The organism is Streptomyces sp. NPDC088766 (assembly GCF_044750845.1).
Lineage (GTDB): Bacteria > Actinomycetota > Actinomycetes > Streptomycetales > Streptomycetaceae > Streptomyces.
In genome coordinates, this window is record NZ_JBIVKQ010000041.1 from 31,369 (window position 1) to 53,865 (window position 22,497).

The 22,497-nt window shown below is 73.7% G+C and carries 23 protein-coding genes; 9 read left to right on the top strand and 14 right to left on the bottom strand.

Features of this window, described 5'->3' with window-relative positions:
- Positions 1-93 precede the first annotated feature (93 nt).
- Positions 94-1,716, bottom strand: a complete 1,623-nt coding sequence (locus ACIP5W_RS34540) for a cation acetate symporter (protein ID WP_401481841.1) — start codon at positions 1,714-1,716, stop codon at positions 94-96.
- A complete protein-coding gene (locus ACIP5W_RS34545; RefSeq protein WP_401481842.1) occupies positions 1,713-2,069 on the bottom strand; it encodes a DUF485 domain-containing protein in 357 nt (118 codons plus the stop codon). The genes ACIP5W_RS34540 and ACIP5W_RS34545 overlap by 4 nt, the downstream gene beginning before the upstream one ends.
- 310 nt (positions 2,070-2,379) lie before the next feature.
- Between ACIP5W_RS34545 and ACIP5W_RS34550 the strand changes: the two genes are divergently transcribed.
- Positions 2,380-3,912: a S8 family serine peptidase gene (locus ACIP5W_RS34550; protein ID WP_401481844.1), complete on the top strand. Its 1,533-nt coding sequence runs from the start codon at positions 2,380-2,382 to the stop codon at positions 3,910-3,912.
- 153 nt (positions 3,913-4,065) lie between these two features.
- Here the strand turns inward: ACIP5W_RS34550 and ACIP5W_RS34555 are convergent, their stop codons facing one another.
- Positions 4,066-4,776 (bottom strand): VIT family protein, encoded by a 711-nt coding sequence (locus ACIP5W_RS34555; RefSeq protein WP_401481846.1) that lies wholly within the window; start codon positions 4,774-4,776, stop codon positions 4,066-4,068.
- A gap of 263 nt (positions 4,777-5,039) precedes the next feature.
- On the opposite strand from ACIP5W_RS34555, the gene ACIP5W_RS34560 reads away from it, so the two are divergent.
- From ACIP5W_RS34560 to ACIP5W_RS34580, 5 genes are all read left to right on the top strand, one after another.
- Positions 5,040-6,035: a DEDDh family exonuclease gene (locus ACIP5W_RS34560; protein WP_401481848.1), complete on the top strand. Its 996-nt coding sequence runs from the start codon at positions 5,040-5,042 to the stop codon at positions 6,033-6,035.
- Between the two features lie 79 nt (positions 6,036-6,114).
- Entirely contained in the window at positions 6,115-6,348 is a 234-nt protein-coding gene (locus ACIP5W_RS34565; RefSeq protein ID WP_363091090.1) for a hypothetical protein, read from the top strand.
- Positions 6,349-6,397: 49 nt separating this feature from the next.
- The gene (locus tag ACIP5W_RS34570) at positions 6,398-7,192 is read left to right on the top strand and encodes an SURF1 family protein (RefSeq protein WP_401481850.1); all 795 of its coding nucleotides are present in this window, start codon (positions 6,398-6,400) and stop codon (positions 7,190-7,192) included.
- A 189-nt stretch (positions 7,193-7,381) separates the two neighbouring features.
- Complete coding sequence (locus ACIP5W_RS34575) at positions 7,382-9,172, top strand: glycoside hydrolase family 15 protein (RefSeq protein ID WP_401481852.1); 1,791 nt, start codon at positions 7,382-7,384, stop codon at positions 9,170-9,172.
- Positions 9,173-9,177: 5 nt separating this feature from the next.
- Positions 9,178-9,933: an SDR family oxidoreductase gene (locus tag ACIP5W_RS34580; RefSeq protein WP_401481853.1), complete on the top strand. Its 756-nt coding sequence runs from the start codon at positions 9,178-9,180 to the stop codon at positions 9,931-9,933.
- Positions 9,934-9,980: 47 nt separating this feature from the next.
- Here the strand turns inward: ACIP5W_RS34580 and amaP are convergent, their stop codons facing one another.
- From amaP to ACIP5W_RS34605, 5 genes are read right to left on the bottom strand one after another with little or no spacing between them, the layout of a single operon-like run.
- Positions 9,981-10,568, bottom strand: a complete 588-nt coding sequence (amaP, locus tag ACIP5W_RS34585; protein ID WP_401481855.1) for an alkaline shock response membrane anchor protein AmaP — start codon at positions 10,566-10,568, stop codon at positions 9,981-9,983.
- Positions 10,565-11,209 (bottom strand): DUF6286 domain-containing protein, encoded by a 645-nt coding sequence (locus tag ACIP5W_RS34590; RefSeq protein WP_401481857.1) that lies wholly within the window; start codon positions 11,207-11,209, stop codon positions 10,565-10,567. Before ACIP5W_RS34590 ends, amaP begins: the two co-directional genes overlap by 4 nt.
- Entirely contained in the window at positions 11,206-11,589 is a 384-nt protein-coding gene (locus ACIP5W_RS34595; protein WP_401481859.1) for a hypothetical protein, read from the bottom strand. The genes ACIP5W_RS34590 and ACIP5W_RS34595 overlap by 4 nt, the downstream gene beginning before the upstream one ends.
- Entirely contained in the window at positions 11,586-11,771 is a 186-nt protein-coding gene (locus tag ACIP5W_RS34600) for a hypothetical protein (RefSeq protein ID WP_401481861.1), read from the bottom strand. The genes ACIP5W_RS34595 and ACIP5W_RS34600 overlap by 4 nt, the downstream gene beginning before the upstream one ends.
- A gap of 45 nt (positions 11,772-11,816) precedes the next feature.
- Positions 11,817-12,299, bottom strand: a complete 483-nt coding sequence (locus tag ACIP5W_RS34605; protein ID WP_401481862.1) for an Asp23/Gls24 family envelope stress response protein — start codon at positions 12,297-12,299, stop codon at positions 11,817-11,819.
- Positions 12,300-12,386: 87 nt separating this feature from the next.
- On the opposite strand from ACIP5W_RS34605, the gene ACIP5W_RS34610 reads away from it, so the two are divergent.
- On the top strand, positions 12,387-13,121 hold the full coding sequence (locus ACIP5W_RS34610; protein ID WP_401481864.1) for a nucleopolyhedrovirus P10 family protein: 735 nt from the start codon (positions 12,387-12,389) through the stop codon (positions 13,119-13,121).
- A gap of 22 nt (positions 13,122-13,143) precedes the next feature.
- On the opposite strand, the gene ACIP5W_RS34615 is transcribed toward ACIP5W_RS34610, so the two are convergent.
- The 3 genes from ACIP5W_RS34615 to ACIP5W_RS34625 all read right to left on the bottom strand — a co-directional run bounded on the left by ACIP5W_RS34615 (position 13,144) and on the right by ACIP5W_RS34625 (position 16,219).
- A complete protein-coding gene (locus ACIP5W_RS34615) occupies positions 13,144-13,947 on the bottom strand; it encodes an enoyl-CoA hydratase/isomerase family protein (RefSeq protein ID WP_401481866.1) in 804 nt (267 codons plus the stop codon).
- Between the two features lie 117 nt (positions 13,948-14,064).
- Positions 14,065-14,286, bottom strand: a complete 222-nt coding sequence (locus ACIP5W_RS34620; RefSeq protein ID WP_004002281.1) for a helix-turn-helix domain-containing protein — start codon at positions 14,284-14,286, stop codon at positions 14,065-14,067.
- 334 nt (positions 14,287-14,620) lie between these two features.
- Entirely contained in the window at positions 14,621-16,219 is a 1,599-nt protein-coding gene (locus ACIP5W_RS34625; RefSeq protein ID WP_401481868.1) for an ABC-F family ATP-binding cassette domain-containing protein, read from the bottom strand.
- A 335-nt stretch (positions 16,220-16,554) separates the two neighbouring features.
- Between ACIP5W_RS34625 and ACIP5W_RS34630 the strand changes: the two genes are divergently transcribed.
- A complete protein-coding gene (locus ACIP5W_RS34630; protein ID WP_401481877.1) occupies positions 16,555-16,953 on the top strand; it encodes a VOC family protein in 399 nt (132 codons plus the stop codon).
- A 69-nt stretch (positions 16,954-17,022) separates the two neighbouring features.
- Here the strand turns inward: ACIP5W_RS34630 and ACIP5W_RS34635 are convergent, their stop codons facing one another.
- The 3 genes from ACIP5W_RS34635 to ACIP5W_RS34645 form a co-directional block, all read right to left on the bottom strand.
- Positions 17,023-18,459 carry a hypothetical protein gene (locus ACIP5W_RS34635; RefSeq protein WP_401481869.1) on the bottom strand — a complete coding sequence of 479 codons (1,437 nt, stop codon included), beginning with the start codon at positions 18,457-18,459 and terminating at the stop codon, positions 17,023-17,025.
- Positions 18,460-18,628: 169 nt separating this feature from the next.
- Positions 18,629-19,756, bottom strand: a complete 1,128-nt coding sequence (locus ACIP5W_RS34640) for an alpha/beta hydrolase (protein WP_401481871.1) — start codon at positions 19,754-19,756, stop codon at positions 18,629-18,631.
- Positions 19,757-20,246: 490 nt separating this feature from the next.
- Positions 20,247-20,948 (bottom strand): class II aldolase/adducin family protein, encoded by a 702-nt coding sequence (locus ACIP5W_RS34645; RefSeq protein WP_401481873.1) that lies wholly within the window; start codon positions 20,946-20,948, stop codon positions 20,247-20,249.
- A gap of 221 nt (positions 20,949-21,169) precedes the next feature.
- On the opposite strand from ACIP5W_RS34645, the gene ACIP5W_RS34650 reads away from it, so the two are divergent.
- Entirely contained in the window at positions 21,170-22,441 is a 1,272-nt protein-coding gene (locus ACIP5W_RS34650) for an anion permease (protein WP_401481875.1), read from the top strand.
- The last annotated feature ends 56 nt before the right edge of the window (positions 22,442-22,497 follow it).

Below are 22,497 nucleotides of genomic sequence, written 5' to 3' on the forward strand. Positions count from 1 at the left end.
TGGGGGGGGGGGGCCGGCCCGGGGGGGGGGGGGGGGGGGGGGGGGGGGGCCCCCCCCCCCCCCCCCCCCCCCCCCCCCCTCGGGGGTGGTGGGTCAGTGTGCGCCGGTGCCGGTCATGGACCGTACTTCCAGCTCCGCGTACTTGGCGGTGTCCGGCTTCTCCTTGGAGACGACCGTGCCGAGCCAGCCGAGCAGGAAGCCGACGGGGATGGAGATGATGCCGGGGTTCTCCAGCGGGAACCAGTGGAAGTCGACGTCGGGGAACATCGAGGTGGGCTTGCCCGAGACGACCGGGGAGAACAGCACGAGCCCGACCGCGGTGACCAGGCCGCCGTAGATGGACCACAGGGCGCCGGCGGTGGTGAACCGCTTCCAGAACAGGCTGTAGAGGATGGTCGGCAGGTTGGCCGAGGCGGCGACCGCGAAGGCGAGGGCGACCAGTCCGGCGACGTTGAGGTCCCTCGCGAGGGCGCCGAGCAGGATGGAGACGGCGCCGATGCCCACGGTCGCGTACCGGGCCGCGTTGATCTCCTGCTTCTCGGTGGCCGTGCCCCTCTTGATGACGTTCGCGTAGATGTCGTGGGCGAACGAGGAGGACGAGGCCAGGGTCAGGCCGGCGACGACCGCGAGGATCGTGGCGAAGGCGACGGCGGAGATGGTGGCGAGCAGGACGGCGCCCCAGGTGGAGTCGACGCCGCCGAGATGGAGCGCCAGCAGGGGGGCTGCGGTGTTGCCCGCCTTGTTGGAGGAGGTGATCTCGTCCGGCTCGATCAGCGCGGCGGCGCCGAAGCCGAGGGCGAGGGTCATCAGGTAGAAGGCGCCGATCAGGCCGATGGCCCAGAGCACCGACTTGCGGGCGGCCTTGGCGGTGGGGACGGTGTAGAAGCGGATCAGGATGTGCGGCAGGCCGGCGGTGCCGAGGACCAGGGCGATGCCGAGGGAGATGAAGTCCAGCTTGGTGGTGCCGGTGGCGCCGTACTTCAGGCCCGGCTCGAGGAAGGCGGCGCCCTTGCCGCTGTTGTCGGCGGCCGAGCCCAGCAGGTCGGAGAGGTTGAAGTCGAACTTCAGCAGCACCAGGAAGGTGAGCAGCAGGGCTCCGGCGATCAGCAGGACGGCCTTGACCATCTGGACCCAGGTGGTGCCCTTCATGCCGCCGATGGTGACGTACAGGATCATCAGGACGCCGACGAGGGCGACGATGCCGATCTTGCCGGTGTCGCTGGTGATGCCGAGGAGCAGGGAGACGAGGACGCCCGCGCCCGCCATCTGGGCCAGCAGGTAGAAGATCGACACGACGATCGTGGAGGCGCCGGCCGCCGTGCGGACCGGGCGCTGGCGCATGCGGTACGCGAGGACGTCGCCCATGGTGTAGCGGCCGGAGTTGCGCAGCGGCTCGGCGACCAGGAGCAGGGCGACCAGCCAGGCGACCAGGAAGCCGATGGAGTACAGGAAGCCGTCGTAGCCGAAGAGGGCGATCGCGCCGGCGATGCCGAGGAAGGACGCGGCCGACATGTAGTCGCCGGAGACGGCGAGGCCGTTCTGGAATCCGGTGAACTGGCGGCCGCCCGCGTAGAAGTCGGCGGCGTCCTTCGTCTGGCGGCCCGCCCACACGGTGATGACGAGGGTCGCGACGACGAAGACGGCGAACAGGGTGATGATCAGCGTGCGGTGCTCGCCGGCCTCGCCGGCGGCCAGGAACGTCTGCGCGGTGCTCATGCGCCGCCCTCCATCCGGGACTTGATGGCTTCGGCTCTGGGGTCGAACTTGGCGGCGGCCACGCGCGCGTACCACCAGGCGATGAGGAACGTGGTGAGGAACTGGGCGAGGCCCAGCGTCATGGCGACGTTGAAGTTGCCGAACAGCTTGGTGCCCATGAAGTCGCCCGCGTAGTTGGACAGCAGGACGTACAGCAGGTACCAGGTGATGAAGGCGAAGGTCAGGGGGAAGGCGAAGCCGCGGTAGGAGCGGCGCAGTTCACCGAACTCCGCGCTCTCCTGCACCGCGACGAACTCCTCGCCGGCGGGGAGTCGGGCTGGGGATTTCGAGGGGGGCGGTGTCTCGGTGGCCACGGAGTCTCCTCGCGTTGCGGGTGCGGTGGGCAAAGGGGCGGGCGAGGGTCCTCGCCGTCCCTGCCCAAGGTCACGGCGGCGCACGTCGACGGGTTCAACACCTCGCAGCGGTTTCCGAAGTGGCCTCGGCGGCCGCTGTGTCAACGAGCCACGCCCGCCGGAGGTCATGGCCGGGTGAAGTCACCTCCCGAAGGTCATTGCTGGCCGGCGAGTGGGGGAGATAGTTTCGGGCGAGCACCACCCGTCATGTACCTGTTCAGGCACGACCCGTGTCCGGACAGGTCTCGCTTCCGGATGATGTGGAGACCCCATGGCTCATCTGCCTTCCAGACGCCGCCTCGCCCTCGCGGTGCCCGTCGTGCTGTCGCTGACCGCCTCCCTCGGCTTCCTGCCGACGGCGGCCTCGGCGGCTCCGGTCACGGCCCCGGCCACCCAGGCGGCGGACGCCGGAACGCTGGCGTACGTCGTCAACACCAAGGTGGACCACCGCACGATCGAGTCGGTGAAGAAGGCGATCGCCACGGCCGGCGGCACCGTCGTCGCGACCTACGCGAAGATAGGCGTCATCGTCGTGCACTCGGCGAACCCCGACTTCGGCGCGCAGATACGCGCGGTGCGCGGGGTGCAGTCGGCGGGCGCGACCCGCACCGCGCCGCTGAGCCCCGCCGGGACCACCGACGAGGGCGCCGCCGAGCTGATGTCCGCGGCCGACGCCGCGAGGACCGCGAGCGCGTCCGCCGCGGCGGGCGTGAGCGAGCCGCTCGAGGCCGACCAGTGGGACCTGCGCGCCATCGGCGCCGACAAGGCCGCCGCGATCAACCCGGGCAGCAGCAAGGTGACCGTCGCCGTCATCGACACCGGTGTGGACGACACCCACCCGGACCTGGCGCCGAACTTCTCCGCGTCGCAGTCGGCGAACTGCGTCGGCGGTGTGGCCGACACCAGCGAGGGCGCCTGGCGGCCGTACAACCCGACCGAGGACTACCACGGCACGCACGTCGCCGGTGAGATCGCGGCGGCCCGCAACGGCATCGGCGTGGCCGGTGTCGCGCCCGGCGTGAAGGTCGCGGGCATCAAGGTGAGCGACCCGAAGGACGGCCTCTTCTACCCGGAGAACGTGGTCTGCGCCTTCGTGTTCGCCGCCGACCACGGGGTCGAGGTCACGAACAACAGCTACTACGTGGACCCGTGGCTGTACAACTGCATGGACGACCCCGACCAGAAGGCCATCGTCGACGCGGTCAACAGGGCGCAGGTGTACGCCCAGAAGAAGGGCACGCTCAACGTCGCCTCGGCCGGCAACTCCAACCACGACCTGGACTCCGACGCGATCGTCGACTCCTCCAGCCCGGACGACTCCACTCCGGTGACGCGGACGATCGACCCGCACGAGTGCTTCGACGTGCCGACCCAGCTGCCGGGGGTCGTCACGGTGAGCGCCACGGGCGTCAAGGGCGCCAAGTCGTACTACTCCACGTACGGTCTGGGCGTCGTCGACGTGGCGGCGCCGGGCGGCGACCGGTACCAGATCCCGGAGACCCCGTCGGCCAACGGCCGCATCCTGTCGACGATGCCGAACAACGCGTACGGCTTCCTCCAGGGCACCTCGATGGCGTCTCCGCACGTCGCCGGTGTGGCCGCGCTGCTGAAGTCGGCCCACCCGTGGGCCTCTCCGGCGACGCTCCAGGCGCTGCTCAAGGCGCAGGCCGACAACCCGGGCTGCCCGGCCGAGCCGTACGACGGCAACGGTGACGGTGTGGTGGACGCGACCTGTGAGGGCGGCAAGCGCGTCAACGGCTTCTACGGCTTCGGCGTGGTGAACGCGCTGCGTGCGGTGAAGTAGCCGGAACGTCCTTCAAAAGGCCGGGCGGAGCGGAATCCGCCCGGCCTTCCGGCGTCACCGACGGCCGACGGCGCGGGGCGCGCCGTCGCGGGCCGTGGAGCGGCCGGGACCGCGCCCCGCGGTCCCCGGGACCCGCCCCCGCAGCCCCGCCGCTCAGACCCCGGCGGCGCCCAGCAGCGCCCCGGCCGCGTACGTCACCGCCATCGCCACCGCCCCGCCGCCCACGTTGCGCACGACCGCCCGCGCGGGTGCCGCCGCTCCCAGGCGTGCGCTGCTCCAGCCCGTGCAGGCCAGGGCGAGGAGGACCGACACCACCGTGACGGGCAGCCGCCAGTCCGGCGGGGGCAGCACGATCGCCAGCAGCGGGAGCAGGGCGCCCACCGTGAAGGCCAGGAAGCTCGCCCAGGCCGCGTGCCAGGGATTGGTGAGCTCGTCGGGGTCGATGCCCAGCTCCACGCGCGCGTGGGCCCGCAGCGCGTCGCGCCGCGTCAGCTGGACGGCCGCGTCACGGGCCACCTCGCGGGTCAGGCCCCGTTCCTCCAGCAGCCCGGTCAGCTCCTCCAGCTCGGCCTCCGGCTGCTCCCGCAACTCCCTTCGTTCCAGCGCGAGGGCGGCCGTCTCGGAGTCGCGCTGCGTCGACACCGACACGTACTCCCCCGCCGCCATCGACATCGACCCGGCCAGCAGACCGGCCAGACCGGCCGTCAGCAGCGCCGAGCGGTCACCGGTGGCTCCGGCCACGCCGACGACGAGGCCCGCGGTGGACACGATGCCGTCGTTGGCGCCGAGCACGGCGGCCCGCAGCCAGTTGAGCCGGGCTCCGAGCGACCCGGCGTGGGGCTCGTCGTGGGATGGTTGCGTCACACGGGGAGGATCGCATCCCGGTCGGCGGGACGTCGCACCGACGCTCCACGCGCGCGTACCGCAGTGGGCCTGCCGGTGCGGGGACGGGCGCCGGACCCGAAGGCGTGCCCGGCATCGCCCGGCACGGCCGGCCCGGAACCGAACTCCCGTACGTCCGCCGCACCCCCGTCCGGCCTCGTCCCGAACGCGCGTGCGAGCGTGTCCGGCGGTGGAGAGGGGAGGCGTGTGCCCGCTGTCAGTGGCGGCCCGTATCCTCATTGACCATGCTCGAAGACCGTACGCCCACAGCGTCCTCCCCCACGGAGTGGCCGGCCGCCTACCCCCGGGGATACGCGGTCGTCGACGTGGAGACCACCGGCCTGGCCCGCGACGACCGGATCATCTCCGCCGCCGTGTACCGGCTGGACGCGCGCGGTGAGGTCGAGGACCACTGGTACACGCTGGTCAACCCGGAGCGTGACCCGGGCCCGGTGTGGATCCACGGTCTGACGAGCGACACGCTGGAGGGCGCGCCGCTCTTCCGGGACGTGGCGCAGGAGTTCGCGGACCGGCTCGACGGCCGGGTGCTGGTCGCGCACAACGCGGTGTTCGACTGGCAGATGATCGCCCGCGAGTACGCGCGCGCGAAGCGCGAGGCGCCGGTGCGGCAGCGGTTGTGCACCATCGCGCTCGCCAAGGAGCTGGCCCTGCCGCTGCCCAACCACAAGCTGGAGTCGCTGGCCGCCCACTTCGGTGTCGTCCAGCGGCGGGCGCACCACGCCCTGGACGACGCGCGCGTGCTGGCGGAGGCGTTCCGGCCGAGCCTGCGGGCCGCGGCGGCGGGCGGTGTGCGGCTGCCGCTGCACGAGTGCCGGCCGCTCACGGAGTGGCAGGACCGTCCCGCGCCACGGGTCGGGCAGCAGGCGGGCGGCGGCCTCGGCGGCCACCGGCCGACGAGTTGGCGTCCGGCCCGGAAACGGCCCGCGTGCCCGTACCCCAACCCGGGGCGCTACGAGGACGGCAAACGCCTCAGACAAGGCATGCGCATCGCGTTCTCCGGGGACACCTCGGTCGAACGCGAGCTGCTGGAGGACCGCGCGACCGAGGCCGGACTGCACGTCGCCACGTCGATCTCCCGGCTGACCAGCCTGCTCGTCACCAACGACCCCGACTCGGGCACCTCCAAGGTGGTCAAGGCCCGCCAGTTCGGCACGCCGGTGGTGGACGAGGCGGCGTTCGGCCAGCTCCTGCGCGACGTGGAGCCGGCCGCACCGCGGTGACCGTACGGACGGGTGATTGCCGCGCGACTCGCCCGGCGCCGTCTCGCCCGCGCCGCACCGACGGCCCACCCTGTGGCCCATGGCGACATGTGAAGTCTGCGGCAACAACTACGGAATGACCTTCGAGGTGCACGCGCAGGGCGCGGTGCACGTCTTCGACTGCTTCTCCTGTGCGATCCACCGCATGGCCCCGATCTGCGAGCACTGCCGGGTGCAGATCATCGGCCAGGGCGTGGAGGCCGAGGGGCGCTGGTACTGCGGTGCCCACTGCGCCCGCGCGGAGGGAAAGGCGGGCATCGTCGACCGGGTCTGAAGCAGCCCCCACCCGAAAACACCCCACGGCCGGGAGGTACCGTCGTGGGGTGTACCGCTTCCTGTTGTCCCGGCAGTGGGTGATCATCACGCTCGTCGCCCTCCTCCTGATCCCCACGATGATCAGGCTGGGCATCTGGCAGATGCACCGCCACGACGAGCGCACCGCCCGCAACCAGCTGGTCTCCGAGGCGCTCTCCGCCGACCCCGTGCCGGTGGAGAGGCTGACGTCCCCGGGACACACCGTCAGCACCGGCCAGCGGTACCGCTCCGTGACCGCCGTGGGCCACTTCGACACCGAGCGGGAGATCGTGGTCCGGCGGCGTGTCAACGGCGACGAGAAGGTCGGCTTCCACGTCGTCACCCCGTTCGTCCTGAAGGACGGGAAGGTGCTGCTGGTCAACCGCGGCTGGATCCCCGCCGACGCCCCCAGCCAGACCGCGTTCCCCGAGGTTCCGGCGCCGCCCGCCGGCCAGGTCACCGTGACCGGGCGGCTGATGCCCGACGAGACGACCGCGGCGAGCGGCATCAAGAACCTCCAGGGGCTGCCGGACCGGCAGGTCATGCTGATCAACAGCGCGCAGGAGGCGCAGCGCCTGGGCGCCCGAGTCCTCGGCGGCTACATCGCGCAGACGGCGCCCGAGCCCGCGAACGGCACCCCCGAGCCGATCGGCAGGCCCGGCAACGAGGACGCCGCGCTCAACTACGCCTACGCGATCCAGTGGTGGCTGTTCTCCGCGGGCGTACCGGTCGGCTGGGTGATCCTGGTCCGGCGGGAGCTGCGCGACCGCAGGGAGGCGGCCGCCGCACAGAAGCCGGCGGAGGCACAGCCCGCGGCGGTCTGAGGGCCCCGCCGGGCCGTACGGTCCGAGGGCCCCGCCGGGCCGTACCCCAGGGGCTGCGCCCGGCCCTGCCCTCCGGGGCCGCGCCCGGCCGCACAGCCCGAGCCGCGCCCGGCGGAAAGTCCCGGCACCGTGTCACCCGCGCGGCTGCCGCCCGGATTGCCCTGCCGCACCGCCGGGAACCCGCACCCCGTGCACCCCCACATCGAGGACTACGCCGTCATCGGCGACGAACAGACCGCGGCCCTGGTCGGCATGGACGGCTCGATCGACTGGCTGTGCCTGCCCCGCTTCGACTCCGGCGCCTGCTTCGCGCGCCTCCTGGGCGACGAGGACAACGGCCACTGGCGCATCGCGCCCAAGGGCGCCGACGGGAGGTACTGCACCCGCCGCGCCTACCGCCCGGACACGCTCGTCCTGGACACCGAGTGGGAGACCGACGAGGGCGCGATCCGTGTCACCGACCTGATGCCGCAGCGCGACCGGGCCCCCGACGTCGTACGGATCGTCGAGGGACTGCGCGGGCGGGTCACCGTCCACAGCGCGCTGCGGCTGCGCTTCGACTACGGCTGGGTCGTCCCGTGGATGCGCCGGGTCGACGGCCACCGGGTGGCGGTCGCCGGGCCGGACGCGGTGTGGCTGCGCAGCGAACCGGAGGTGCGCACCTGGGGCGAGAACTTCAGCACCCATGCGGAGTTCACCGTCGCCGCGGGCGAGAAGGTCGCGTTCGTGCTGACCTGGCACCCCTCGCACCACGCGCGCCCGCCGCTCGTCGACCCCCACAGGGCGCTGCGGGTCAGCGTGGCGGACTGGCGGGCGTGGTCGGCACGCTGCCGCTACGACGGACCCCACCGGGACGCCGTGGTCCGCTCCCTCATCACCCTGAAGGCCCTCACCTACGTGCCGACGGGCGGCATCGTCGCCGCGCTCACCACGTCGCTGCCCGAGGAGCTGGGCGGGATCCGCAACTGGGACTACCGCTACTGCTGGCTGCGCGACTCCACCCTCACCCTCGGAGCCCTGCTGGCGGCCGGCCACGAGGAGGAGGCCGAGGCCTGGCGCGACTGGCTGCTGCGTGCCGTCGCGGGCGACCCGGCGGACCTCCAGATCATGTACGGGCTGGCGGGCGAGCGCCGGCTGCCCGAGTTCGAGCTGCCGTGGCTGTCCGGCTACGCGGGCTCCCGTCCGGTGCGCATCGGCAACGGCGCCGTGAGCCAGCTCCAGCTCGACGTGTACGGCGAGGTGATGGACTCGCTGTCGCTGGCCCGCACCGCGGGGATGTCGCCCAAGCCGCACGTGTGGTCGCTCCAGTGCGCGCTGATGAACTGGCTGTGCGAGAACTGGCGGCAGCCCGACGAGGGGCTCTGGGAGGTGCGCGGCGGCCGCCGCCAGTTCGTGCACTCCAAGGTGATGGTGTGGGTGGCCGCCGACCGTGCCGTCCGCGCGGTGGAGCGGTATCCGCAGCTCGGCGGCGACCTCGAGAAGTGGCGGGCGCTGCGCGACGAGGTGCACCGTGAGGTGTGCGATAAGGGCTACGACCCCGAGCGCAACACCTTCACGCAGTACTACGGCTCGCGCGACCTGGACGCCGCCCTGCTGCTCATCCCGCGCGTCGGCTTCCTGCCCCCCGAGGACCCGCGGGTGATCGGCACCGTCGACGCCGTCCGCGAGGAACTCGGGCACGGCGGTCTGCTGCGCCGCTACAGCACCGTCGGGCAGACCGTCGACGGCCTGCCCGGCGACGAGGGCACCTTCCTGGCGTGCTCCTTCTGGCTCGCGGACGCCCTGCACATGACGGGCCGGACCCAGGAGGCGCGCGAGCTGTTCGACCGCCTGGTGGCCCTGGCCAACGACGTGGGGCTGCTGGCCGAGGAGTACGACCCGAAGGCCGGCCGTCACCTGGGGAACTACCCGCAGGCGTTCAGCCACGTCGGCCTCGTCAACACCGCCCTCACGCTGTACGGCGGCGGACAGGCAGGATAGGGACCATGGATCTTGGACTGAAGGACCGGGTGTACGTCGTCACCGGGGCCACCCGCGGCCTCGGCAACGCAGCCGCGCGCGAGCTGGTCGCGGACGGCGCGAAGGTGGTCGTCACGGGGCGGGACGAGGAGCGTGCCGTCGAGGCGGCGAGGGCGCTGGGGCCGGACGCGGTCGGGGTCGCCGTCGACAACGCCGACCCCGAGGCGCCCGCGCGGCTGATCGCGGCCGCGCGGGAGGCGTTCGGCCGCTTCGACGGTGTGCTGGTGAGCGTGGGCGGACCGCCGCCCGGGTTCGTCGCGGACAACACGGACGAGCAGTGGCTGGCGGCGTTCGAGTCGGTGTTCCTCGGCGCGGTGCGGCTGGCGCGGGCGGCCGCCGCCGAGCTGGAGGCCGGGGGTGTCATCGGGTTCGTGCTGTCGGGGTCGGTGCACGAACCGATCCCGGGGCTGACGATCTCCAACGGGCTGCGGCCGGGGCTGGCCGGGTTCGCCAAGTCGCTCTCCGACGAACTGGGGCCGCGCGGGATCCGGGTCGTGGGGCTGCTGCCGGCGCGGATCGACACCGACCGGGTGCGCGAGCTGGACGCGCTGTCGGCCGATCCGGAGGCGACCCGGGCCGCGAACCAGGCCCGGATCCCGCTGCGGCGGTACGGGGCGCCGGAGGAGTTCGGGCGGGTGGCGGCCTTCCTGCTGTCGCCGGCCGCCTCCTACCTGACCGGCGTCATGGTGCCGGTGGACGGCGGGATGCGGCACGGGTTCTGAGGGACCGCCCGCCGGCCCGGACCGGGCCGGGCCGGGCCGGGCCGGCGTCAGCCGACCCGCTCCGCCTTGTGCTTGTGCGTCCTGAGGCGGACCTCCGCCGGGAGCGAGGGCAGCGCCGCCGAGTCCCGCGCGTGGGCCAGGCACTCGTTCGTCAGCCGGTCGAGCGCCACGGCCGGGTCCACGTGCGGTTCCAGCAGGAGTCGCACGCGGGCCTCGGGGGCGTTCCTGCGGCCGGTGAGGTGGGCGCGGCTGTGGGACACGCCGTCCAGCCGGGCCGCGTCACCGGCCAGGACGTTCTCCAGGGCACGGCCGCGCAGCAGGGCGCCCGCGCCGTCGCCGGTGTCGACGAGGACCTCGCCGAGGCGGCGCCGGCGCAGGACCGCGACCAGCCACCACAGGGCGAGCAGGAAGAGCACCGCCAGCACGGCGAGGACGGTCGGCCACCACCAGGCCTCGTCCCGCCAGCGGGTGCGCTCGGCGGTGCTGAGCAGGACGTCGTGCCGGTCGTCGTGGATCCACCAGGAGGGCGGGTGCACGCCCAGGCCGACGGCGAGCACGGCGCCGCCGACGGCGAGCAGGACGAGGCCCACGAGTCCCAGGGCCACGCGGTTGACGGTCCGGAGCATCGGCGTCATCCCTTCTTCCCGGGCCGGCGCACGTGTACGGACAGCGCGGGCGGCCGGGCGAGGCCCAGGCCGCGGACGGCGTCGCCGAGCACCTCGTCCAGGTCCGCGCGCACCTCGTCCAGGTCGCGGAAGTGGGAGACCGCCCGTACGACGGCCCGGCGGCGCCCGGAGCGGACGTGGGCCGACTGCACGCCGGCGACCTCCATGGCCCGGTCGCGCAGCACCAGCCCGGCGGCGCCCCGGTGCAGTCCGGCGCGGACGTCGGGGTGGGGGCGCCGCATGGGCAGCAGGTCGCGCAGCCCGGGCGTGACGGCGAGGAGGACCAGCCACAGGCCGAGGGCCGCGGCGACACCCGCGCCGACGAGGACCCAGGTGTCGTCCAGGGGCCGTTCGGCGAGCTGTCGTGCCAGCTCCCGGCGTACGTGCAGGGCCGGCCGGTCGGCCCGCACCGCGGCGACGTCGTACAGGAGCACGCCCGCGAGGGCGGCGAGCAGCAGCGCGACGACGGCCGCCGGGACCCGGCGGGCCGACCAGAAGCGTCCGCTGCTCGGCGCGGGGGCGGGATCGGGCGGGGGCGTGTCGTCCTCGGCCGCCTTCTCGAGGACCGGCAGCCGTCGTGTGGTGCCCTCGGAGCCCAGGGGCTCGTTCATGGCGTCCTCCCGTGTGCCACACCGTGTTCCGCCGCCAGATGCAGGCGTTCGACCTGGACGGCGACCTCCGGCACCTCCATTCCCACCAACGCGCCTACCCGCTCGGTGACGTGACGACGCACCGCGTGGCAGCGGGGGCCGATGTCGGTCGGATAACCGAGTTCGAGATGGACGCGGATGTGCGCGGCGTCGTGGTGGACGACCACGGTGGCGTGCGGGCGGGCGGCGTCGGCCGGCAGCGTTCCCACCGCCTCGCGCGCGGCCTGCGCGGCGACCTTCGCCACCACCCGGTCGGCGATCCGGGTGGCGCCCCGCTCCCTCGGCGGGACCGCGGCCGGACGGGTGCCGGGCGCGCCGGGTCCCTCGCTCACGGACGTCACCGGCGCCGGTCGTCACGCGCGCGGAAGAAGTCGCCGAGTTCCAGGTCCCCTTCCAGGAACCGGCCGGCGACGAACCCGACGGCGCCCAGCGCCGCCACCAGCAGGAAGGCCCCGAACCCGCCGAAGTATCCGGCGAAGCCCAGTGCCATGCCGGCGATCATGCCCACCACGGCCATGTTCACGATGCACTCCCCTCAGCGGCCCCGGTCGCCCGTGGCCGGTGTGTGTCACTGGAGCCGGGACTCCGGCTCCTCGTCCTCTTCCTCGGGCAGCTTGACGTCGCCGACCGCGATGTTGACCTCGACCACCTCGAGGCCGGTCATCCGCTCGACGGCCGCGATGACGTTCTCGCGCACGTCCCGGGAGACCTCGGTGATGGACACGCCGTAGTCGACCACGATCTCCAGGTCGAGTGCCGTCTGCACCTCGCCGACCTCGGCCTTGACGCCGCGGGTGACGGACTTCGTGCCGCCGGGCACCCGGTCGCGCACCGCGCCGAAGGTACGGCTGATGCCGCTTCCCATCGCGTGCACGCCGACCACGTCACGGGCCGCCAGTCCGGCGATCTTCTCCACGACGCCGTCGGCGATGGTGGTGCGTCCGCGCGATCCCGGGTCGCCGCCGCCGCGCCTCGTCGCCTTGCGGGTCGACACCGGCTCGATGCCGCCGTCCGGGAGCTGCGTCCTGCTCTGTTCGGTCGTCTCGCTCATCGCCGTACGTCCTTTTCGGTCGTCGTCCTTCTGCCACCGTAAGCGCGGTGGGCCGTCCTCGCCCCAGGGATGCGGCAGGCTGGAGGAATGACGTCGGACGGATGGACGCGCGTGGTGCGCGAACAGCTCGGAATGGGCCGGTTGCTCCCTTTGGGCGGGCCGCGGGACGGGGCGTGGATCGCGGAGGACGCGGCGGAGGCGGTGCTGCGGCGGGCGGTGCGGGAGCTGCCCGGCGTGCGCCTGGGCGCGCTGCGGATCGCGGTGGCGGACCCCGACGCGGTGTACGAGCCGGTGGTGCCGGCGCCGCCGAGCGCGCTGCCGCCGGGTCCGTTGCGGGTGACGGCGGGGTTCGCGGCGGCGGCCTCCGAACCGCTGCCCACGGCCGCGTCCCGGCTGCGCACGGCGCTGGCGCTGGCGGCGGCGGAGCGGATCGGGCTGGTGGTGGCCGAGGTGGACCTGCGGGTGACGGCGCTGCTCGACGGTGAGGACGACCGGCCGGGGCCCGGTTCGGGGCCCGGGCCGGAGTCCGGGCGGCCGCCCCGGCCGGCCGGGGCGGCGCGGGAGGGGGACGAGGCGCGCGTCGCCGAGGCCGCCCTGTCGGTGCCCGGGGTGTCCGCGCTGACGGACGTGCTGGGGCGCGCGGTGCGTCTGGAGGAGCGGCGGGACGTGACGGCCACCCTGCCGCGGCGGCACGCGTGTGTGGAGATCGCGGTGCGCGCGGACCACCGGGCGCTGGAGGTCGCCCGGGGGGTCCGCGCGGCGGTGTCGGAAGCGCTGACGGATCAGCCGACGGTGGCGGTGCTGGTGACGGCGGCGGGCTGAACGCCCACCGCACCCGTCGGTGTCATTCTCCGAGGCCGGCCAGGTCCCGCAGGCGGCGGGCCTGGGAGGCGCGTTCGGCCGCCCGCTGCTCGTCGTACGTCCTGTCGCCGGCGCCGCGCAGCAGCGTCTTCGTCTCGACGACCGCGTCGCGCGGCGCGGCCAGGACCGCCGCGGCCAGCTCGCCGACCGCCGCGTCCAGTTCGGCGACGGGCACGGCGACGTTGGCGAGGCCGGTGGCGACCGCCTCCTCGGCGTGCACGAAGCGGCCGGTCAGGCAGATCTCGACGGCGCGGCCGTACCCCACGAGGGAGACGAGGGGGTGCGTGCCGGTGAGGTCCGGTACCAGGCCGAGGCCGGTCTCACGCATGGCGAACTGCACGTCGTCGGCGACGACGCGCAGGTCACAGGCGAGGGCCAGCTGGAAGCCCGCGCCGATGGCGTGGCCCTGGACGGCGGCGATCGACACGAGGTCGTTGCGCCGCCACCAGGTGAAGCCCTCCTGGAACTCGGCGATGGCGGCGTCGAGTTCGGCGTCGCCGCTGCGCGCGAGATCGATGAAGGACGGCTCGCCCTCGATCCCCTCGGGCGTGAACATCTGCCGGTCGAGGCCGGCGGAGAAGGACTTGCCCTCGCCGCGCAGCACGACCACGCGGACGGAGCCCGGCAGTTGCCGGCCCGCTTCGGCCAGCGCGCGCCACATCGCGGGGCTCTGCGCGTTGCGCTTGGCCGGATGGGTCAGCGTCACCGTGGCGAGTGCGTCGTCGACGGTGAGCCGTACGCCGTCCTTGTCGAGCAGGGGAACGAGTTCCTGGCCGGACGTGGCCATGGGGCGCCTCCGATGAGTGCGGTCAGCTAGCGGTCAGCTAAGTGACTGCACAGTAACCACCCGGCCGATCGGAAGACCGACCGGGTGGCCACCATCGGAGCCGATGGGCCGCCCGGATCAGGACGAGGCGGCCTTCTTGCCGCGCGTCGCTCCGCCACGCCCACGAAGCGTGACGCCCGACTCGCTGAGCATCCGGTGCACGAAGCCATACGAGCGGCCGGTCTCCTCGGCCAGTGCCCGGATGCTCGCACCGGAGTCGTACTTCTTCTTCAGGTCTGCCGCGAGCTTGTCGCGCGCGGCGCCGGTCACCCGGCTGCCCTTCTTCAGAGTCTCGGCCACCCGTGCCTCCTCATGGGAAGTGCGCTCTGGTCCCCTCATGATCACCCCTCCGGGGCCCGATGGCCACCCATTCGGCAAGGTCCGTGCGACAGGGTTGTGACGACAGGAGCACGTCTCCACGAGCGGAACCGATGATTCCGGCAACGGGCGTTCGTACGGCCGAACGGGTTCTTTCACGAAATACCAGGTCAGGGACGCACGACGGCCGACCCCCGAGGACACAGGGGCCGGCCGTGAAATGGATGTAGGACACACCTCGATACGAGGAGATCTCACACAGATGATGGATCACCGGTGGGCCGAATGATCCATACGCCGTGGATCAAGCGTTCGGTCAAGCCAGGGCGACGAGGTCCGCGTAGTCGGAGCCCCACAGGTCCTCGACGCCGTCGGGCAGCAGGATGATCCGCTCGGGCTGGAGCGCCTGCACGGCGCCCTCGTCGTGGGTGACGAGGACGACCGCGCCCTTGTAGGTGCGCAGCGCGCCGAGGATCTCCTCGCGGCTGGCCGGGTCGAGGTTGTTGGTGGGCTCGTCGAGGAGCAGCACGTTGGCCGAGGAGACCACGAGGGTGGCCAGGGCCAGCCGGGTCTTCTCACCGCCGGACAGGACACCGGCCGGCTTGTCGACGTCGTCGCCGGAGAACAGGAACGAGCCGAGCACCTTGCGGACCTCGACGAGGTCCAGGTCGGGGGCCGCGGAGCGCATGTTCTCCAGGACCGAGCGCTCGGGGTCGAGGGTCTCGTGCTCCTGGGCGTAGTAGCCGAGCTTGAGTCCGTGGCCGGGGCGCACCTCGCCGGTGTCGGGCTTCTCCACGCCGCCGAGCAGGCGCAGCAGCGTGGTCTTGCCGGCGCCGTTGAGGCCGAGGATGACGACGCGGGACCCCTTGTCGATGGCGAGGTCGACGTCGGTGAAGATCTCCAGCGAGCCGTACGACTTCGACAGGCCCTCGGCCATGAGCGGGGTCTTGCCGCAGGGTGCGGGCTCCGGGAAGCGCAGCTTGGCGACCTTGTCGGAGGCCCGGACGGCCTCGAGGCCGGCGAGCAGCCGGTCGGCGCGCTTGGCCATGTTCTGGGCGGCGACCGTCTTGGTGGCCTTGGCGCGCATCTTGTCGGCCTGCGAGTGCAGCGCGGCGGCCTTCTTCTCGGCGTTCTGCCGCTCGCGCCTGCGGCGCTTCTCGTCGGCCTCGCGCTGCTGCTGGTAGAGCTTCCAGCCCATGTTGTAGACGTCGATCTGGGAGCGGTTGGCGTCCAGGTAGAACACCTTGTTGACGACCGTCTCGACCAGGTCGACGTCGTGGGAGATGACGATGAAGCCGCCGCGGTAGGTCTTGAGGTAGTCCCGCAGCCAGACGATCGAGTCGGCGTCCAGGTGGTTCGTCGGCTCGTCGAGGAGGAGGGTGTCGGCGTCGGAGAACAGGATCCGGGCCAGCTCGACCCGGCGGCGCTGACCGCCGGACAGCGTGTGCAGGGGCTGTCCGAGCACGCGGTCGGGCAGGTTGAGCGCGGCGGCGATGGTGGCGGCCTCGGCCTCGGCGGCGTACCCGCCCTTGGTGAGGAACTCCGTCTCCTGGCGCTCGTACTGCCTCATCGCCTTCTCGCGGGTGGAACCCTGGCCGTTGGCGATGCGCTGCTCGTTGTCGCGCATCTTGCGGATCAGTACGTCGAGACCGCGGGCGGAGAGGATGCGGTCGCGCGCGAGGACGTCGAGGTCCCCGGTGCGGGGGTCCTGCGGGAGGTAGCCGACCTCGCCGGACCGGGTGACCTGGCCCGCGGCGGGGATGCCCTCGCCGGCGAGGACCTTCGTCAGCGTGGTCTTGCCGGCGCCGTTGCGCCCGACCAGGCCGATGCGGTCGCCCTTGGCGATGCGGAAGGAGGCGTTCTCGATGAGGATGCGGGCACCGGCGCGCAGCTCGATGCCGGAGGCGGAGATCACGGACAGACTCCAGAGCGGGTGGGGGCGGGATGGGCGGCTGAGGACGTTCCCGCCGTCTAATGCGCGAGGAGAATGGCCATGAAGCCATTCTAACGGGGCCGTGCAAGCACTTTTCCTGGGTGCGTGTGTTCGATCTCCGCGCGGGTCGCGTGCCTGGTCCGGCGCACGAGCCGGATCGCGGGGGGTCCGCGCGCGGGCGCGCACGGGACCAGCGGCGTGGGGAGGCCGTCCGGTTCCGCGTGCGCACGACGGCCCGGCGGGCTTCGCGCGCGGGCGGTGGGTGGCGGGCTTCGCGCGCGGGCGGTGGGTGGCGCGTGCAACGGCCGAACGCGCGGGTGCCTGGTTGCCGACGCGCTTCCGCGTGCGGCCCGCACGCGGGGCGGGCGGGCCGTCCCGGTCCGTGCAGGGCTCTCGCCGTGCGGAGGGGGCGATGTCCGGTTCCGCAGGCGTGGGCTCCGCGCGGGGGTGCGCAGGCGGGTGAGGACGGCGGCCGGGGGCGGCACGGACGGAGGTGGCCCGTGCGGTTCGACGACGACGCCGGGCTGGAAACGTCCGGGGTGCGGGACGCCGGTCCGGCGGGGGTGTACGTCGTGGTGGACGACGTCGGCGCCCACCACCGGCGGGCCGTGGAGCACGGCGCGGAGATCCTGGTGCCCCCGACGGACCGGGAGTACGGCTCGCGGGACTGCACGGCCCGGGACGCCGAGGGCGACACCTGGAGCTTCGGCACGTAAGCGGTACGCGGTACGCGCCCGGGACACTGGGCTGACGCCCGGATGCAGGACCGACGCCCGGCGCCGGGCTCAGCCCCCGGTGTGGACCTGGAAAGCGGCCCTGCGCACGGCCTTGGCCAGCGCCGGGTCGGGGTGCGCGGCAGCGAGCGCCACCAGGACCTGCACGGTGCGCGGGTGCCCGACGGAGCGGACCTCGGCCAGCAGCGCCGGCACGGTCGGCTGGAGCGCGGACTCCAGGTGGCGCACCAGCATCGGCGCCTCGCCGTGGTCGGCGACGGCCGCGGCGGTGTCCACCCACAGCCAGGTGGCCTCCTCGCGGGTGAGCACCTCGTGGGCGTCCTCGGGGTCCACCCCGTCGTGCTCGGCCAGCCACAGCAGGGCGTACGGCCGCAGGGCGGGCTCCTCGACGACGGCGCGCACGTCGGGCTCCGCGGGGGCGCCGACGACGCGCAGCGCCTCGAAGGCGAGGCCGCGCAGCAGGGCGTCCTCACCGCGGGCGGCGGTGAGGAGTTCACCGACGGCGCTGCCGACGGTGCGGGCGGCGAGCCAGGCTCGGTACTCGGCGCGGGCGGCGTTCGGGCGGAGCTGGGCGCAGCCGCGGAGCATCTCCTCGGCCGCGACCTCGATGTTGCCGGCGGGGCTCTGCGCGGCGACGCAGATCTGCTCCAGCTTGACCCAGACCGCCCAGTTGCCGAGCGGGGTCAGGGTGGCCTGGCCGTCGCCGCAGGTGAGCGCGCCCACCGAGGCGAGGGCGTGCAGGGCCCAGTCGAGGAGGGGGGCGAGTTCGGCGGCGCGGGCCGGCTCCGCCGGGTCGGCGTCGGCGGAGGGGCCGGGCCGGCGGGGGCTCGGGGCGTCGGTGTCCTCGGGACCGTAGGAGACCTCGCAGCGTTCGGTGCGCAGTTCGGTGACGCGCTGGCGCAGCAGGTCGAGGAGCTGGTCCACGGGGACGGGGCCGGCGGACAGCTGGAGGAAGGAGAGCACCTGCGGCATGGCCGAGACGACCTCGGCGACGGCGCCGGGCTCGTGGCCGACGGGTTCCGGGGTGGCCAGCGACCAGGCGTCGAAGAGGGCGACCCAGCCGCGCAGGACGGCGCTGTCGTCGCGGTTCCAGGCGCGCAGCCGCCAGCCGGGGCGGGCGCTGTCGCCGTGCACCTCGACGAGGCCGGCGAGGCGGGCGGTGTCCCAGTCGGCGCGGACCTGAGCCGCGGTCAGGCCCAGGTCGGCCGCCGCTCGTTCGGCGGTCGCCTCGGAGAGGGTGGCCTTGCCGTCGTCGGTGGCCGCGTCCCGGCCGGGACCGAGGGCGTTGTCGGCCCAGCGGGCTACGCGGGCCGCGGCCGCCAGACCGGAGCGCGCCATTCTGGCCAGCTCCGCCGGGGCGGGGGTGCCCTCCGGCGGGCGGGGCGCGGGGCGGCGTTGGCGCCGCTGGTTCACAGCTGAGGGAGCGGCGGCCAGGGGTCGTGGGCGGACGAGTCGAAGCCTGGAGTCGCGCGGGATACGGGACGTCACGGGCGCAGTCTTCCGGTTGACGGTCCGAAATCCCAAACGGAATGTCACGACGGGCTGCGGGCCTGGCCGACGCGCGGGTTGCAGGAACGGGTGAGGGGGCTTGTTCAGGCCAGCGGTTCGGCCTTAAACGGAACCTGCGGGACGCTCCGGCGCGGCCCGCCGGGGGACCTCACATCAAGGGGGTCAGGAAGCGGCGCAGCACTTCTTCGTAGGCGGCCGGATCGGGGTTCCACATGGCGGCGTGCGGGGCGTGCGGGACGGAGTGGAGGGTGACCGGGCCGGGGTGGCGGCCGGCGAAGCGGCGGGAGGCCGCCCACGGGGCCACGGTGTCCCCGGGGCCGTGGACGACCAGGGTCGGTACGGCGAGTGCGGCCGGGTCGGCGGTCCCGTCGGCGGTGTCGGCGCTCAGGCCGGCGCGGCCCTCGGCGGCGCGGACGGCCAGCGGCAGCAGCGCGCCCGGGGTGTGGCGGGCGGAGGCGAGGGCCCGCAGGGTGGCCTGCCAGTCGAGGACCGGGGAGTCCAGCACCAGGCCCGAGACCAGGTGGCGGAGCCCCGAGCGGGCGGCGGCGCGCAGGGCCATGGTGGCGCCGGTGGACCAGCCGAGCAGGACGAGACGTTCGGCGCCGTAGCGGACGGCGTAGCGCATCGCCGCGTCCAGGTCGCGCCACTCGGTCTCGCCGAGGTGGTTGAGGCCGTCCGGGGGGCGGGGGGCGCCCAGGTCGCCGCGGTAGGACAGGGCGAGGACCGGGAAGCGGCGGCGGTGCAGGAAGCCGGTCAGGTTCAGGGCGTGTTCCCGGGTGGTGCCCAGGCCGTGCACGGCGATCACCCAGGTGCGGCGGGCGCCGGGGATGAACCAGGCGGGCAGCGGTCCCAGCTCGCCGGGCACGTCGACGTCGGCGTGATCGAGGCCGAGCGCGGTGCTCGGGTTGCCCACGTACAGGTTCGGGGTGAGCCACACCGCGTCGCCCGCGTCGAGGGTGCCGTGGGTGACCCGCTCCAGACGTCGTACGACCGTGTCGGCGGAGTGCGGGGCGCTGTCCAGGACGGGGCCGACGACCGCGTGGGAGCCGTCGCCCGCGAGTCCGTAGGTGCCCGGCCGCAGGGCGGCGAGGTGGCGGGTGAGGGTCACCTGGCCGGCGGCTGTGCCGTGCACGGTGAGCCGGGGTTCGGTGGGCAGGGGGCGGCCGGGCGGCGCCTTCAGCGCCGCGTCGCTGGCGAGGCGGCCTGCGGCCACGCCGGCGGCTCCGGCGGCCAGGGCCGCGGCTGCGGTGACGGCGGTTGCTGTGACGGTGCGCACTCGTCCAGTGTCCTGGCCGATCCTGCCGAGGGCCAGTGGTGGAGGAGTCCGGGGGTGCGGGCGGGTGGCTGCGGCTGTGCCCTCGGTGGCCTGCGCGCCTGCGGCGGGCGGCCCGCGGCGGACCGCCGTCACTGTGGCCGGACGGACCCGGACGGCGGAGCCACGCGGCCGGCCCGCCCCTCGGCCATCCGGCCGACCCACGCGGCGGAGGCGCGTGGCGGCCCGGACGGCGGAGCCGCGTGCTCGAGCCGTACATCGGCCGTGCGGTCGGCCCGGAGGGCGCAGGCCCTTGCCAGGGCCGCACGTCCACCCGGGGGCGGAGCCGCGTGGCGGCCCGGGGAGGGGCGGGGCCGCGTCGCGGCGCACACGGCGGAGCCCGTGGCGGCCCGCAGGGCGGAGCCGCGTATCGCGACGGCCTCCGACCCCGGGACCCGCGACCGAGGGCGTCAGGGTCCTGTCGGCGGCCCCGGTAACAGCCACGGTAGTTGCCTCAGTGCTTCTGGCCGTAGCCCCGCAGGCGTTCCGCCACCTCTCCCAGCTGGTCGTCGGTCAGCAGGTTCGGGGTGCGGCCCGGGACGGACGAGGCGGTCAGCCACAGCCGGCACATCCACTCCAGCTGGGCCGTGCGGTCGTAGGCCTGGTCGAGGGTGGTGCCGTAGGTGAGGGTGCCGTGGTTCTGGAGGAGGCAGGCGGTGCGGTCGGTGAGGGCGTGCAGGAGATTGCGGGCGAGTTCCTCGGTGCCGTAGGTCGCGTAGGGGGCGACGCGGACGGGTCCGCCGAGGGCGGCCGTCATGTAGTGGACCGACGGGAGTTCGGTCACGAGGGTCGAGACGGCGGTGGCGTGCACGGCGTGGGTGTGGACGACGGCGCGGGCGTCGGTGGTGCGGTGGACGGCGAGGTGCATGGGCAGTTCGCTGGTCGGGGTGAGGGTGCCGAGGACCTGCCGGCCGTCGAGGTCGACGCCGGTGACGTCGTCCGGGGTGAGGCGGTCGTAGGGGACGCCCGAGGGGGTGACCAGGACGAGGTCCCCGACGCGGACCGAGACGTTGCCGGAGGTGCCGACGACGAGCCGGTCGGCGACGGTGCGGCGGGCCGTCGCCACGAGCTGTTCCCAGGCGTGCGCGACCTCCCCGCCGTGAGGGTCGTGGGGGTCGTGGATGCCGTCACCGGTGTCGCGTCGCTGCTCTGCCATGCCGCGATCCTGCCAGGTGACGAACGTCTCTTTCGCGGCCCTGCGGGACCCTCGGGGAAGGGGGCGCGAGACCGGGGCCCGTGCGGCGTCCGGGGTGTCGCGGCGGAGCGGAACGACTCCCGCCGATTGTGGACACCACGACGCCCGCCCCAGTTCACCTTCCGTTCACTCAGGTTACCTACGTTCATCCAGCCAATGACCTCGAACGATTGCCTGGGTAAATGGAAAGCTTCTCGCTGATCCTCGCGATTGTGGTAGTTACCGCACTCGCGTTCGATTTCACGAACGGTTTCCACGACACCGCCAACGCGATGGCCACCACCATCTCGACCGGTGCCCTCAAGCCCAAGGTCGCGGTGGCCATGTCCGCCGTTCTGAACCTTGTAGGCGCCTTCCTCTCCGTGGAGGTCGCCAACACGATCTCCAAGGGTCTCGTCGACGAGACCGGCATCCGTCCCGAGGTCATCTTCGCCGCCCTGGTCGGCGCGATCCTCTGGAACCTGCTGACCTGGCTGGTCGGACTGCCGTCCAGCTCCTCGCACGCCCTGATGGGCGGTCTGATCGGCGCCACCATCGCCTCGGCCGGTGCCGGCGCGGTCCACGGCGACGTGCTCGTCACCAAGGTCCTGATCCCGGCCGTCGCCGCGCCGATCGTCGCGGGCATCGCGGCGATGCTCGCGACCCGGCTGTCGTACTCGCTGGGCAGGAAGGCCGACGGCAAGGCCGCCGCCAAGGGCTACCGAACCGGCCAGATCGCCTCCGCCGGCCTGGTCTCGCTCGCCCACGGCACCAACGACGCGCAGAAGACGATGGGCATCATCACCCTCGCCCTGGTCGCCGGCGGCGCCGTCGCCCCCGACTCCGACCCGCCGCTGTGGGTCATCCTGTCCGCGGGCCTGGCCATCGCGCTCGGCACCTACCTCGGCGGCTGGCGCATCATCCGCACCATGGGCAAGGGCCTGACCGACCTTCAGCCGCAGCAGGGCTTCGCCGCCCAGACCAGCGCGGCCACCGTCATCCTGGCCTCCTCCCACCTCGGCTTCTCGCTCTCCACCACGCACTCGGTGTCCGGCTCGGTGATGGGCGCGGGCCTGGGCCGCAAGGGCGGCGTCGTCCGCTGGTCGACCGCCACCCGGATGTTCGTGGCCTGGGGCCTGACGCTGCCGGCCGCGGCCCTGGTCGGCGCCCTCGCCGAGTACGTGACCGGCCTCGGCGACTGGGGCACGGCGCTCGTCGCGGTGTTCCTCATCGCCTCCAGCGCGGCGATCTGGAAGATCTCGCGGCGCGAGGTCATCGACCACACGAACGTCGTCGACGTGGACGAGGAGCCGGCCGGCGTGGTCACCACCGCGATCGCCGCCGTGACCCCGCCCCCGGCGGGCACGGTCGCCGAGGACCTCACGGCCACCGTCCCCGCCCCGGCGGAGCCGGCCCCCCCGCCCCCCCCCCCCCCCCCCAACCCCACCGCCCCCCCCCCCCCCCGCACAATGTAGTAACAGCAAGAATATCGTAAAGGCGGGGAGAGGCGCCCCAGTAGGCCGGACAAAAG